General features: G+C 58.7%; 13 protein-coding genes. 5 read left to right on the top strand and 8 right to left on the bottom strand.

The window, feature by feature from the left end:
* Positions 1 to 224 precede the first annotated feature (224 nt).
* Together ntrX and HNQ72_RS02785 are read right to left on the bottom strand one after the other, a co-directional pair.
* Positions 225 to 1,589, bottom strand: a complete 1,365-nt coding sequence (ntrX, locus tag HNQ72_RS02780; protein ID WP_183989460.1) for a nitrogen assimilation response regulator NtrX — start codon at positions 1,587 to 1,589, stop codon at positions 225 to 227.
* Entirely contained in the window at positions 1,579 to 3,849 is a 2,271-nt protein-coding gene (locus HNQ72_RS02785; RefSeq protein WP_183989461.1) for a sensor histidine kinase NtrY-like, read from the bottom strand. The genes ntrX and HNQ72_RS02785 overlap by 11 nt, the downstream gene beginning before the upstream one ends.
* A gap of 915 nt (positions 3,850 to 4,764) precedes the next feature.
* On the opposite strand from HNQ72_RS02785, the gene HNQ72_RS02790 reads away from it, so the two are divergent.
* Both HNQ72_RS02790 and HNQ72_RS02795 read left to right on the top strand, forming a co-directional pair.
* Positions 4,765 to 5,253: a copper chaperone PCu(A)C gene (locus HNQ72_RS02790; RefSeq protein ID WP_183989462.1), complete on the top strand. Its 489-nt coding sequence runs from the start codon at positions 4,765 to 4,767 to the stop codon at positions 5,251 to 5,253.
* Positions 5,250 to 5,837, top strand: a complete 588-nt coding sequence (locus HNQ72_RS02795) for an SCO family protein (protein WP_244654271.1) — start codon at positions 5,250 to 5,252, stop codon at positions 5,835 to 5,837. The genes HNQ72_RS02790 and HNQ72_RS02795 overlap by 4 nt, the downstream gene beginning before the upstream one ends.
* 65 nt (positions 5,838 to 5,902) lie before the next feature.
* On the opposite strand, the gene ntrC is transcribed toward HNQ72_RS02795, so the two are convergent.
* The 3 genes from ntrC to dusB are packed head-to-tail and all read right to left on the bottom strand — an operon-like array spanning position 5,903 to position 9,524.
* Positions 5,903 to 7,354: a nitrogen regulation protein NR(I) gene (gene ntrC / locus HNQ72_RS02800; protein WP_183989463.1), complete on the bottom strand. Its 1,452-nt coding sequence runs from the start codon at positions 7,352 to 7,354 to the stop codon at positions 5,903 to 5,905.
* Complete coding sequence (locus HNQ72_RS02805; protein ID WP_183989464.1) at positions 7,351 to 8,499, bottom strand: two-component system sensor histidine kinase NtrB; 1,149 nt, start codon at positions 8,497 to 8,499, stop codon at positions 7,351 to 7,353. The genes ntrC and HNQ72_RS02805 overlap by 4 nt, the downstream gene beginning before the upstream one ends.
* On the bottom strand, positions 8,496 to 9,524 hold the full coding sequence (gene dusB, locus HNQ72_RS02810; protein ID WP_183989465.1) for a tRNA dihydrouridine synthase DusB: 1,029 nt from the start codon (positions 9,522 to 9,524) through the stop codon (positions 8,496 to 8,498). Before dusB ends, HNQ72_RS02805 begins: the two co-directional genes overlap by 4 nt.
* A gap of 166 nt (positions 9,525 to 9,690) precedes the next feature.
* Between dusB and HNQ72_RS02815 the strand changes: the two genes are divergently transcribed.
* Both HNQ72_RS02815 and HNQ72_RS02820 read left to right on the top strand, forming a co-directional pair.
* Positions 9,691 to 10,884, top strand: coding sequence for a bifunctional 2-C-methyl-D-erythritol 4-phosphate cytidylyltransferase/2-C-methyl-D-erythritol 2,4-cyclodiphosphate synthase (locus HNQ72_RS02815; RefSeq protein WP_183989466.1), 1,194 nt, complete (start codon positions 9,691 to 9,693; stop codon positions 10,882 to 10,884).
* Positions 10,881 to 11,381 carry a CinA family protein gene (locus tag HNQ72_RS02820; RefSeq protein WP_183989467.1) on the top strand — a complete coding sequence of 167 codons (501 nt, stop codon included), beginning with the start codon at positions 10,881 to 10,883 and terminating at the stop codon, positions 11,379 to 11,381. Before HNQ72_RS02815 ends, HNQ72_RS02820 begins: the two co-directional genes overlap by 4 nt.
* 7 nt (positions 11,382 to 11,388) lie before the next feature.
* Here HNQ72_RS02820 and HNQ72_RS02825 read toward each other — a convergent pair whose 3' ends face one another.
* Entirely contained in the window at positions 11,389 to 11,847 is a 459-nt protein-coding gene (locus HNQ72_RS02825; protein ID WP_183989468.1) for a type II toxin-antitoxin system RatA family toxin, read from the bottom strand.
* Positions 11,848 to 11,878: 31 nt separating this feature from the next.
* Complete coding sequence (locus HNQ72_RS02830) at positions 11,879 to 12,580, bottom strand: P-loop NTPase family protein (RefSeq protein ID WP_246450197.1); 702 nt, start codon at positions 12,578 to 12,580, stop codon at positions 11,879 to 11,881.
* Between the two features lie 33 nt (positions 12,581 to 12,613).
* Between HNQ72_RS02830 and HNQ72_RS02835 the strand changes: the two genes are divergently transcribed.
* Positions 12,614 to 12,799, top strand: a complete 186-nt coding sequence (locus HNQ72_RS02835) for a hypothetical protein (protein WP_183989469.1) — start codon at positions 12,614 to 12,616, stop codon at positions 12,797 to 12,799.
* A gap of 21 nt (positions 12,800 to 12,820) precedes the next feature.
* Here HNQ72_RS02835 and lipA read toward each other — a convergent pair whose 3' ends face one another.
* Entirely contained in the window at positions 12,821 to 13,795 is a 975-nt protein-coding gene (lipA, locus tag HNQ72_RS02840; RefSeq protein WP_183989470.1) for a lipoyl synthase, read from the bottom strand.
* Positions 13,796 to 13,898 lie beyond the last annotated feature (103 nt).

Below are 13,898 nucleotides of genomic sequence, written 5' to 3' on the forward strand. Positions count from 1 at the left end.
GTGTTTCCCTTCCCCCACAAGTCTGGTTACCAAATCGGCGTCTTTTCCGCAATCTCGAAAAAGGCGTCGCGCATATTCGATGCGACACTGCCTCTATACCCTACAGCAATGTTATTCCATCGATTGAAACGATTGGAATGCAGATTTAGGTGGCTTTGCATGAAGCCCGCGACAGGCGCCAATCGGAGCCGCACGGATGCGACTCCGACAATCACACAAAGGCATTAGACGCCGAGCGATTTCAGCTTACGATGCAGAGCGGAGCGCTCCATGCCGACAAACTCTGCGGTGCGCGAAATATTGCCGCCGAAGCGGTTGATCTGGGCGATCAGGTAATCACGCTCGAACATCTCGCGGGCTTCTCGCAGCGGAAGCGTCATGATGTGCACATCCCCCTTCGACGAGACCTTCGGCAGCATGTCTCCGAGGTCGGTCGGCAACATGTCTGCGGAGATCGCCGTATCCGGGCCATCCGTGCGGGCAAGAATCATCAGCCGCTCGATATTGTTGCGCAACTGGCGGATATTCCCCGGCCAGTCATGCGCCTGCAGGACGGCCATGGCATCGTCGCCAATCTTGCGCGGGCGGATACCCGCCTGTTCGGAAACCTGCCTCATGAACATGTCGACGAGGAAGGGAATATCTTCGCGTCGCTCTGCCAGTGCCGGAACCTTGACCGGCACGACTGCGAGACGGTGATAGAGATCTTCACGGAAGGCACCTTCGGAAATCAGGCTCTCCAGATTGTAGGCGGTAGAGGAAATGATACGGACATCGACCTTCACCCGCTTCGAACCGCCGACGCGTTCGAACTGCTGGTCGACGAGGACGCGCAGGATCTTGTTCTGCGTCTCGCGCGGCATTTCACCGATTTCGTCTAGATAGAGAATGCCGCGATGCGCCTCTTCAAGCGCGCCAATCTTGCGCGGCTGGCCGGGCGTCCCCTCGGTGCCGAAAAGCGCGATCTCCATCCGGTCGGGCGTGATCGTTGCAGCGTTCAGCGCCACGAAAGGACCTGTCGCGCGCGACGACTTGCGATGGATCATCCGGGCAACGAGTTCCTTGCCTGAGCCGGAAGGACCGAGAATCATGATGCGGCTGTTGGTCGGAGCTACCTTTTCGATCGTCTGGCGAAGCTGGGAGACGGCAACCGAGGTTCCGACCAGTTCGGCCGCGTCACCGGTGCGCTTCTTCAGCTCGGAAACCTCGCGCTTGAGCTTGGAGTTTTCCAGTGCCCGCTCGGCGATCAGGATCAGGCGATCGGCCTTGAACGGCTTTTCGATGAAATCGAAGGCGCCGCGCTTGATTGCGGAAACCGCCGTTTCGACATTGCCGTGACCGGAGATCATCACCACCGGCAGATCGGGATGACGGCTCTTGATCTCGTCCAGCAATGCCAGGCCATCGAGCTTCGAGCCCTGCATCCAGATGTCGAGGAAAACTAGCCGCGGCACGCGATCGGAAATCGCCGCCAGAGCACTGTCGCTGTCATACGCCATCCGTGTCTCGTGGCCCTCGTCGGAGAGAATGCCCGAAACGATCTCGCGGATATCCGCCTCGTCATCGACGACCAGAATGTCAGACGCCATAAGCTACTTCCTTGTCTTTATCTTTCACGGGCGCGTCGACCGCATCGACATGCGGCAAAAGCACCCTGATCATGGCGCCCTTGCCATGATCGAAATCGGCAGGGGCATCGTGCAGTTCGAGCTGCCCCCCATGTTCTTCAATGATCTTCTTGACGATGGCGAGGCCGAGCCCTGTGCCCTTTTCGCGCATCGTCATATAGGGTTCGAGTATCCGGTGACGGTTCTCTGTCGGCAGTCCGACGCCGTTGTCGATCACATCCACCACGAACAGATCGCGTGCCTTGTCAAAGCCGGAGCGCACCATCACCTTGCGCCCGTCACGCTCCTCGTCGGCCGGCACCATCTCGATCGCTTCGACGGCATTCTTGACGAGATTACCGAAAGCCTGACCGAGCATGCGACCGTCGAACAGGCCGTTGAGCGGTTCGTCGCCGAGTTCGCGGATGAAATCGACATGGGTCGTGCCCATTTCGCGCAGGAAGATCGAGTCCTTCAGGATGCCACGAAGATCGGTGATTTCCTTCGAAGGCTTGGGCATGCGGGCAAACGAGGAGAACTCGTCGACCATGCGACCGATATCGCCGACCTGCCGGACGATCGTGTCCGTGCACTGGTCGAAGACCGCCCGGTCATTCTCATCGATCTGCTTGCCGTAACGGCGCTTCAGCCGCTCCGCCGACAATTGGATAGGGGTAAGCGGGTTCTTGATCTCATGGGCGATGCGACGCGCCACATCCGCCCAGGCAGTCGAACGCTGTGCAATCACGAGATCGGTAATATCATCGAGCGTGATGACATAGGAGTCGTTCGACGTGCGCTGTTCTTCGCGCGTGACCTGAACCGACAATGTCCGTTCCTTGCCGTTGCGCATCAGGTTGACTTCCTTGCGGAAATCCCCGCGGGATCGTGTTGTCGCTTCGGTCAGCACGTGGTCGATCTCGGGTGCGATCTCCTGCAATGTTCTACCGATAAGGCCCTGCTGCTCAACGCCGAGCATCTCCTCGGCGGAGGGATTGACGATGCTGATCCTACGGTCGTCGACGCCGATGACGGCCGCCGTTACACCGGAAAGAACGGCTTCGATGAAACGGCGACGATCGTCGACTTCATCCTTCGCTTCCAGAATCTCATCCTGCTGCGTGCGGATTTCCGAGATCATCTTGTTGAACGTGCGCGACAGGCTGCCGACGTCGCCATCGGCAGCACGAACGGGAACGACAACATTGAGGTTGCCGCTGCCGACAGCATCAGCAGCACTGATCAGCAGCCGGATCGGCCGCACGATACGGTCGGCAACCGCGATTGCCGCCCAGATTGCCGCCAGAAGAACGATCAGTGCGAATCCGAGATAGAGCACGGCAAAGGCAAACTGGAGCGACGAGCGACCCGCTTCCATCGCCTTGTACTCGGCAGTGTTCTCCTCCATGAGCCGCATTGCGTTCATGACCTTCGGATCGACGGCACGGATCGTGTAGAGAAATGTTCCGGATATCGCATCCGTCTTCATCACCGCCCCGACTAGGTTGGTAATGCCGGGCGGAATAAGCGTCGGCTGCCCGCCGGCGGCGGACTTGAGTGCGTCGGCAGGAATGGCCGGCAGCGGACGTTCGGTCTTGATGTCTGCCTGCGCGATTGCCTGACCATCCTCCTGTACGAGGAAGGCTCCGAGCATGCCGCGTCCGCGGGCCTGGCGGGTCATCAGGTCCAGAAAGCCGGTGCGATCGAGATAGAACATCGCACGATTACGTTCGAGGTCGTTGGACATCGAGACGGTTTGGCCCTGCAGATAGCTCGCATTCTCCATCATGTAGGCGCGGGCGATATCCTGCGACGACTGCACGATCGACTGCGTGCGCAGCGAAAACCAGCGATCAAGGCCGACATTCAGCGTCAGGCTGGCAAAGATCGCCACGAGCACCGCCGGAGTGATGGCGACGATAGAAAACAGAACGACGATTCGCACGTGGAGGCGCGCCGCTGCCCTCCCCCGGTTCCGGGCACGCAGCAGCCGGGTAACTTCGCGCCCGATGAGATACATCAGGCCGATGATGAACAGCGAATTGATGACGGCCGACGCAATCACCACGTTTCCGGTCGGCGCTATCGGCGTCAGTCCGAGGAGAACAAGCAGAGTTAGAATGGCGCAGACCAGTGCGCCGCCCGCCAGAAGAATACCCGGCAAGGCAAAGGAGGCGCGACGATCCTGAATGAAGGTCGCTGATTGAGCGTCGGCAAGGGGTGCCGTCCCGCCGTCCACCATCATATCCCTCCCGCTCTGGGATCAACCAAGTTGTCGCCTGACCAAATATGGAAAGACGCTTCAAAATCACCGAATTTGGATGTCCGTGTGTTTGACCGAAAAATGCCGCCGGTCCCACTAGGCCACCTGCGTGACCTCTAAGCAACGCATTGTGGCGAAAATGCAACGATCATCTCCGACTGTCAAGCAGCCAGTGATTTTGGCACATCACAATGAGTGGATGTCCACGGAAATAGCCAGCCGCAAAAGTGGTGTTTCACTACACTTAAGAAAAAGACGCTTCCTTCGGATGGAGGCGACCCGCAACCCGCGCAATTTAATCGCACCGGTGACTTTATCTTCGGCCTGTGGCATGGAGATATCATGAAGGCGATCCGGCAAATCCTATTGGACAGGATGCTGGCTACAGCACTGGCCGTAGCCCTTGGCTACCTGTTGGCATTTCAGGGCTTTACCGGAAATATGACAAGGGCGTCGACAGCTATCGTCGCCCAAGACCAGATTCACGTCCTTTGCAGCTCCAATGGCGTTTTTGACGCACAGCCTGACAGTTCAGATAAACCGCTGAAACGAAGTGCAGACTGCCCCTGCGCAAGCCTGTGCCGACTGGCGCATTCTGTCACGTCCGCGATCCTATCTGCCGGCCTTGCCTTGAAAGTATCTTTGGCACAGGCGCCGGCGAATATCGTTTTCCCAGTCTCCCGGATACCGGAACCACCGCGCCGAGGGCTGTTGCCTGACGCCAGAGCACCTCCCTCGATCGCCTGATCGTCCGCCGATACGGCAGGAACACCAATCTATCATTTCAAAGCAGTGTTAACCGCTTTGCCCCTCATCATTAAGTTGGCCGCCACCGGAGCGCACTCTCTCTTTCGGCAGGCAAAAGCCAACAGGAACACTCCTTCGGAGACACTCATGTTCATCAGGAACATCGCCACCTATGCCGTGCTCGGCTCGTTGATCGCATTCGGTTCTGCCCAGGCGCATGAATTCAAACTAGGCGAGATCGAGATCGGCCACCCCTATTCTCGCGCGATGCTGCCCATGGCCAAGGTCGGCGGCGGCTACTTCAAGATTACCAATAACGGACCCGCAGACCGCCTCGTCCGCATCACCTCCGACCGCGCCGGCAGTGTCGAGCTACACGAGATGAAGATGAACGGCGCCGTGATGCAGATGCGCGAACTTGAAGCCGGGATCGCGATTCCGGCCAATACAACAGTCGAACTCAAGCCCGGCGGCTACCATCTGATGTTCATGGACGTGCCGCAGCCGTTCAAGGAAGGCGAGATGATCAAGGCGACGCTGGTTTTTGAAAAAGCCGGATCCGTCGATGTTGAATTTGCCGTTGGCCCGGTGGCTGCTGACAAGAGCAAAGATGCACATGCGGAACATGGAAAATGACCATGAAAAATCCGTTCATGCTGATCGCCACGGCGATCTCGGCGGCCTTTTTCTGTGTTCTCGTCGGCATCCTGTTCTTCACCTTCAAGGACGAGCCGCGAAACAGCAGGTTCAGCACCGACTTCACCCTTGTCAACGACAAGGGTGAACCGGTCGATCAGTCGATCTTCAAGGGCAATCCGTCACTGGTTTATTTCGGCTATACGCATTGCCCCGAGGTCTGCCCGACGACGCTTTTTGAGGTCGCGGGATATCTGAACCAGCTTGGAGAGGAAGGTGCTCCGATCAAAAGCTACCTGTTCACGGTCGATCCGGAACGGGATACGCCCGAGATCATGAAAGGATATGTCACCGCATTTTCCGACCGGATCACAGGCGTGACCGGTACGCCCGAAGAGATGAAGCGGGTGATCGCAGGCTGGCGGGCATTTGCGGAAAAGGTGCCGAACAAGAGTGGCGGCTATTCCATGAGCCACACAATGGACCTTTTCCTGATCGGCGCCGATGGCCGACTGAAAGGCCTCATCCCCTATGGGGCGGACCAGGACGATGCGATCGAGAAAATCCGCAGCAGGCTTTTGTAGCAACTGCCGCGGAGTACGGAACCGGACGCCGGACATTATCCGGCGTCCCTTCGAGCATTAACCTGCTATGCGGAACGCGAACTGCGATAGACCGAAACGCCGAGTTCGCGGATCTTCTTGCGAAGCGTGTTACGGTTGAGACCAAGCAGATCCGCCGCCTTGATTTGATTGCCACGGGTTGCAGTCAGCGCAGCAAGGATCAGCGGATATTCCATTTCGGTCAGGACACGATCGTAAAGACCAGGCGGCGGCAGGTTGTCGCCGAACCCTGCGAAATAGGTCCGCATGTTTTCTTCCACCGCCTGGGCAATGGTCAGCGAGCCGCCGCGCGGACTTACCTTGTCGATCGGGCTGTCGGGCACGTCCGACCGCAATTCCGTATCGATGATCTCCCTCGTGATCACCTCTTGCGGATAAAGCGCCATCAGGCGGCGCACCAGGTTTTCCAGCTCGCGCACGTTGCCCGGCCAGGCATAGGCCTTCATCACGTCGAGCGCCTCGTTGTCGAAACGCTTGCCGTCGAGACCTTCCTTCTCCGCCATCTGCATGAAGTGGCGAACGAGGTCGGGAATATCCTCGGCACGATCGCGCAGCGGCGGCAGGCGCAGCGGCACGACGTTGAGGCGATAGTACAGGTCTTCGCGGAAAAGCCCCTGATTGATCAGGTGCTTCAGATCCTTATTGGTAGCCGCGACGATGCGCACGTCGGTGCGGATCGGAGTACGCCCGCCGACGGTCGTGTATTCGCCCTGCTGCAGCACGCGCAGAAGGCGCGTCTGTGCATCCATCGGCATGTCGCCGATTTCGTCGAGGAACAGCGTGCCGCCCTCGGCCTGTTCGAACCGGCCGGTCGAGCGGTTCTGCGCACCGGTAAAGGCGCCCTTCTCGTGACCGAACAGTTCCGATTCGATCAGATCGCGCGGAATGGCGGCCATGTTGATCGCCACGAACGGGCCGTTGCGGCGCTTGCCGTAATCGTGCAGCGCGCGGGCAACCAGTTCCTTGCCTGTACCGGACTCACCGGTGATCATCAGCGTCAGGTCCGTCTGCATCAGACGGGCGAGAACACGGTAGATTTCCTGCATCGCTGCAGAGCGACCGACCAGCGGCATGCCGTCCTGCATGTCGTCGTCGAGACGCGCGGGCTTGCGCTTGGGCTCAGCCAAGGCGCGGCCGATGATAGCGATCAGCTCGGTCAGGTCGAACGGCTTCGGCAGATAATCATAGGCACCCTTTTCCGATGCCCGGATCGCCGTCATGAACGTGTTCTGCGCGCTCATCACGAGCACGGGCAGATCGGGCCGCGCCTTCTTGATGCGCGGCAGAAGGTCGAAGGCGTTTTCGTCCGGCATGACGACGTCGGTCACGACGAGATCACCCTCTCCGGCCGAAACCCATCGCCACAGTGTGGCGGCATTCGACGTGATGCGTACCTCGTAACCGGCCCGGGTCAGGGCCTGGTTCAGGACGGTACGGATGGCCGCGTCGTCGTCGGCGACAAGGATCGTGGCAGTCATGTTTCGCTTCCTGTGGAGTTCAAGGCGCGGCCGTCACCGGCCTCTTCCTTGTGCATGGGCATCAGAACACGGAATATGGTCCGGCGCGCTTGGCTGTCGCATTCGACAATGCCGCCATGGCCGCCGATAATCTTGGCGACCAGCGCAAGGCCGAGGCCTGAACCGTTGGTCTTGGTGGTGATGAACGGATCGAAGAGATTGGGAACAAGGTCTGCCGGCACGCCGGGACCATTGTCGATAACGCAAAATTCCAGCGGCAGAGAAATCTTCTCACGCGTGCCAGCAACAGAAAGACGAATACCGGGACGATAGGCCGTCGTCAGCATGATCTCTGCGTCTGGCTGGCCGTCCACAGCCTCGGCCGCATTCTTGATCAGGTTGAGGAACACCTGCACCAACTGATCGCGATTGGCATAGACCGGCGGCAGCGACGGGTCGTACATTTCCGAAATCTTGATCTCGCGGGCAAAGCCGGCCTTGGCCACAGCCTTCACATGATCGAGCACGGAATGGATATTGAGCGGCACGCGGTCAACCGGGCGCTCGTCGGAAAACACCTCCATCCGGTCGACCAGCGATACGATCCGGTCGGTCTCGTCGCAGATCAGCCGCGTCAATGGACGGTCGTCATCCGGCACGACAGTTTCCAGCAGCTGCGCTGCACCACGGATGCCGGAGAGAGGGTTCTTGATCTCATGCGCCAGCATCGAGGCAAGCCCGGTCACGGAACGTGCGGCCGCCCGATGTGTCAACTGGCGATCGATCTTGTCAGCCATCGAGCGTTCCTGAAACACCACGACGACAGAGCCCGGTTCGCTAACGACCGGCGCAACGTAAAGATCGACCAGCTTTTCCTGGCCGAGTTTCGGCGAAGACAGGTCTACGCGATATTCATTCACCGGCGCTTTGCGCTCTCGCACCTGATCGATCAGCGCCAGAAGCGGGCTTCCGAATGGAATGAAACTCGAGATCTTGTATTTGGCCAGATGCGGTGCGCTTGCCCCGAAAAAGGCTTCTGCCTCCCAGTTGGCAAACGCAATCTTTCCCGCAGGATCAACCAGAATGACCGGATTCTGTACGGAATTGAGAACGGCCATTGCCAGCGCCTGCCCATGGGCAGCGTCCTGAACAGCGGATTTTGTCATGCAGCCTCCTTGCGGGCCGATAGTGATGCGCCGTTTTCGAAAACGGATGTAAGGCGGCGGATAACATCAGCAGGATCACGAGACATCATGATGGCGGCCTTGTCCTCTGCCGCGATGTCGCAATCCTGACGTTCGATATACCAGCCGAGATGTTTGCGGGCATGCCTGAGCCCGGCCTCGACGCCGTAGAACTCGAGCATCGCCTCATAATGTTCGATAACGATGGCGCAGATTTCATCGACCGCCGGTGCCGCATGGCCCGCAAGCCAGCCGACATGCCAGGGGCGCCCCTGCGCGCCGCGACCGACCATGACTGCATCCGCACCCGACCGACGAAGGATGTCCGTCGCATCTTCGGGCGTCTGCACGTCACCGTTGGCGATCAGCGGAATGGAGAGCACATCGCGCACGGCGTGAATGGCGTCCCAATCCGCCTTGCCTTCGTAGAACTGCATACGGGTACGTCCATGCACGGTGACAAGCTGAACACCCGCCTCCTGCGCCCTCTGCGCAATCAGTGGAGCGTTGAGACTGTCATGATCCCAACCCAGCCGCATCTTCACCGTGACCGGGACGGAAACGGCCTTCACCGTTGCCTCGATCATCGACAGCGCGTGATCCGGGTCCCGCATCAGGGCTGATCCGGAATAACCGCCGGTCACTTTCTTGGCGGGACATCCCATGTTGATATCGATGATGTCGGCGCCGTTATCGGCCGAGATCTTTGCCGCCTCTGCCATCCAATAGGCTTCGCGACCGGCCAATTGCACCATATGCGGCGTCATGCCGGCATTCTTCAGTCGCGCCCAGGATTCACCCTTGTTCATCGCAAGCTCGCGGCTCGCCACCATTTCGGTGACGACAAGGCCCGCTCCGAAGCGCCATGCAAGCTTACGGAAAGCAAGGTCGGTTACTCCCGACATCGGCGCGAGCACTGCCCTGTTGCGGATAGTGACCGATCCGATCTGAAATGGTCTGGCAAGGTCGCTGCAATGCAATTGATGATCTTTCAGGCAAGTCCGCATTATGCACTATTTTTATTCAGCTCTTGAGCGTTTGCCAAGAGCAATTCCGGAACTGCGTTATTTTTAAGCGACGTGCTGGAAATACGGCTTTTGAGGCTATAGTTCTCGCCCTGTCAATCCAAATCGATATTGAAGAAATCCACTACAGGACGGGAACAGCAACTCCATGACAATCGGCATCGTCATCGTCGCGGCAGGACGAGGGGAAAGAGTTGGCTCACCGGACGAGGGGCCGAAGCAATACCGTCCGATCGGCGGCCGGCCGGTTATCGCCCATACGCTCGACACCTTTCTTAGCTGGCAAAGACGTGGACCGATCGTGGTCGTCATACATCCGGACGACGAGGAACTGTATGCGGCCGCGACAGCCGGGCTTGCGGCGTCGGACATCACTCTCGCCTTCGGCGGAGATACAAGGCAACGCTCTGTTTATGAAGGCCTCAAGGCTCTCTCCGCCACCGAAGCAACCCATGTGATGATCCATGATGCAGCACGCCCCTTCGTCGATCACGCAATGCTCGATCGCATTGCTGAAGCATTCGACAACGGAGTCGATGCCGTCCTGCCGGCCGTCGCCGTCACCGACACATTGAAACGCAGCGGCAATGATGGCCTCGTACACGAAACGGTTCCGCGCTCAGGACTTTATGCCGCCCAGACGCCTCAAAGTTTCCTGCTCTCGGAAATCCGCTCTGCGCATGAAAAGGCTGCGGCGCTTCGCCGCGACGATTTTACCGATGACGCGGCAATCGCCGAATGGTCCGGACTGTCGGTTTCAATCGTCGAAGGCTCCGTCGATAATATCAAGCTTACCGTGAAACGAGACATGACCATGGCCGATGAAAGGCTCTCAGCAAACGCCCTCCTCCCCGACGTCCGAACAGGCAACGGCTATGACGTGCATCAGCTCGTACCGGGTGATGGCGTGACGCTTTGCGGCGTCTTCATTCCCCATGACCAGAAATTGTCCGGTCACTCGGATGCGGACGTAGCGCTGCACGCCCTGACCGACGCACTGCTCGCCACATGCGGCGCCGGCGATATCGGCGACCATTTCCCGCCCTCCGACATGCAGTGGAAAGGAGCACCTTCAAAGATCTTCCTCGACCACGCGGCAAAAATCGTGCGAGAAAAAGGCGGCACGATCATGAATGCCGACGTGTCGTTGATTGCCGAGGCACCGAAAGTCGGCCCTCACCGCGACAAGATGCGCGAGAACATGGCGGCAATTCTCGGTATTTCGCTCGACCGCTGCTCCGTAAAGGCAACGACCAACGAGAAGATCGGCTTTGTCGGCCGCCGCGAAGGAATAGCCGCCATCGCAACGGCCACCGTCGTTTATCGCGGATCGCAGGCATGAGCCTTTTTCCGATAGACATAGAAGATGACGCACGCCGGATCGTCTGGGCATTCGCCGAACGCGGATTGATGATCTCCACAGCCGAATCCTGTACCGGCGGCCTCATTGTCGGCGCGTTGACGGATATCAGCGGCTCCTCCGCCGTGGTCGACCGCGGCTTCATCACCTATACCAACGAAGCCAAGATGGATCTGCTGGGCGTCAATGCCGCGACGCTGAAGGCTTATGGCGCCGTATCGGAGCAGACTGCACTTCAGATGGTTCAGGGAGCCCTTTTCCGCTCGCGCGCCGATATTGCCATCGCCGTGACGGGTATCGCCGGACCTGGCGGCGGATCGGCGGAAAAACCTGTCGGCCTCGTACACATCGCGGCGCGCAGCCGCGCTGGTACGATCCTGCATCGGGAAATGCGCTACGGTGATATAGGCCGCAACGAAGTGCGCCTTGCAACCCTGCGCACGGCCTTTGAAATGCTGATCGAAGTGGCAGGCGTTTGAGCGGCTCTCAGGCTGCAGTGTAAATCTTGTCCGCGCGCGTCTCGAAAGCATCGGTGAACATGCGAAAAGCGCGATCGAACATCGAGCCCATCAGCGCGCCAAGAATCATGCTCTTGAACTCGTAGTCGATGTAGAAATGCACGACGCAGCCCTCACCGCCATCGGCCGGCGGCTCGAAACGCCAGCGGTTGTCGAGATACTTGAACGGTCCCTCGATATACTTGACGTCGATCGCCTGTTCGGCCGGATGGAGCAGCACCTGAGTTGTGAAGGTTTCCTTGATCGCCTTGTAGCCCACGGTCATGTCGGCCAGCAGCAGAGTCTTGCCGTCCCTCTCCTTGGAACTGCGGATGCTGAGCGCCTCGCAAAGCGGCAGGAATTCCGGATAGCGTTCGATATCCGCGACGAGGGCGTACATCTTTTCGGGGCTGTGCTTGACCGGGCGGCGAATTTCAAATTTTGGCATGACGTGGAGTTAAGCTGAGGCCTTTGGAAGATCAAGCCCCGACAAGGGAGAGAAGCTGCCGCATCTGCCTGCGGGAGGTCAGGATCAGTACGGGACAGTCAGGACTGAAACGCCGAACCCCGTCCACGATCCTTGGTGACGTTTGCCGCTCGAAATTCCAGATGAACGACAGGAACTCACGATCGGCCAACCTCTCCGGACATCCCGGCGCCATGTCAGGCCGCGTCCGCCCCGAATGGCGAATGCTTCGGGAGAAAACACCCCAGAGGCAAAGCCAGCGCGGCATCCGCACCCAGATGATTGCGCCGGCTCGTGGCATCCTCAACTCGAAACTAGATGAACCCGTGCCATCCATGATCCAGCGATCTCGGGACACCGCTTCCGAAATCAAGGCTCGCGTCGTCTCGCGATCCCGCTTCACCCAGCCCGGTAGCCAGTAAAAATCCCGATCCATCGAGATATAGGGCATCTGCAAATGATCGCTCAATCGCCGCGAAAGCGTCGACTTACCGCCTCCCGAACAGCCGATCACAAGCACGCGCTCGCAAGTGTGGAGCACTCCTGCTGCGTCCTCCAGATTGACAATATGCAACTGATTTCCCACCTGATATGTGTCCCTTGCAACGCACACCTTCGGTTTGACGATTTTCAAGTTAAAGAAATTTAATGTAGCTTGAGGGGAGTTGTAATATTCCCTCGTCGCAATCCTGCCTATATTGGTGCATTGCAACATTCTAAAATCTATCGATCCGAAAGACGCATACCCATGGACGATTTCGCACAGATGATAAAGCTGCTGGAATCAGCAAAGCAGCTTGCAGACATGAATGGCATGCCAGTGCTCGCCTATTTCATCGAAATGGCAAAAGGCGAAGCGCGAGGGCAAAAGGGCACGCTGCGTGAACGCAGGCATGGCCAGGACAAGCGCCCCAAGATCGAGGCCGCTGAATAACCAGTGAAAGAGGTTGCCGCCTTATTCGGCGGCAGCCAGTAGCTTCTTTTCACGCGCAGCCCGCAACCGGGCAAAGTCGTCACCAGCGTGATGCGACGAACGCGTGAGCGGGCTCGAAGCGACCATCAGGAAGCCCTTCGTATAGGCCACAGTCTCGTAAGACTTGAACTCTTCCGGCGTGACGAATTTCTCGACCTTGTGATGCTTGCGCGTCGGCTGCAGATACTGGCCGATGGTCAGGAAGTCGACATCTGCCGTTCTGAGGTCATCCATCAGCTGCAGCACTTCATTACGCTCTTCGCCCAGCCCGACCATGATGCCGGACTTGGTAAACATCGTCGGGTCGAGTTCCTTCACCCGCTGCAGAAGCCGGATCGAGTGGAAATACCGGGCGCCTGGGCGAACCGTGAGATAATTGCCGGGAACGGTTTCCATATTGTGGTTGAAGACGTCCGGCTTGGCGGCGACAACGCGCTCCAGCGCACCGGGCTTCTTCAAAAAGTCCGGCGTCAGGATTTCGATCGTCGTCAGCGGTGATGCGGCACGGATTGCCCAGATCACCTTTTCGAAATGTTCCGCACCACCATCGTCCAGATCGTCACGGTCGACGGAGGTAATGACGACGTGTTGCAGCCCCATTTCCTTTACGGCGCGTGCGACGCTTTCCGGTTCGGACATGTCGAGCGGGTTCGGCTTGCCTGTCGCGACATTGCAGAACGCGCAGGCGCGGGTACAGATTTCGCCCATAATCATGAAGGTAGCGTGCTTCTTGTCCCAGCACTCACCGATGTTGGGACAGCCCGCCTCTTCGCAGACCGTCACCAGCTTGTTTTCACGAACGATCGCGCGGGTTTCCTGGTAACCCTTCGACACCGGCGCCTTGACGCGGATCCAGTCCGGCTTGCGCATCACTTCGGTATCGGGCCGATGCGCCTTTTCCGGATGGCGGACGCGCTTCTCATCGGAGAGATTGGTCCTGTCGAGAATGGTGACCATGAAATCCTGCTTTCAGCTCCGCATTCATGTCGGAGCATGTTGTCCGTTCGGAAAGTCTCTATGCATGAACCGCGGCAAATGTTTGCGCGGCATGACGTGCCCG

The sequence above is a fragment of the Aliirhizobium wenxiniae genome (assembly GCF_014201355.1).
Lineage (GTDB): Bacteria > Pseudomonadota > Alphaproteobacteria > Rhizobiales > Rhizobiaceae > Neorhizobium > Neorhizobium wenxiniae.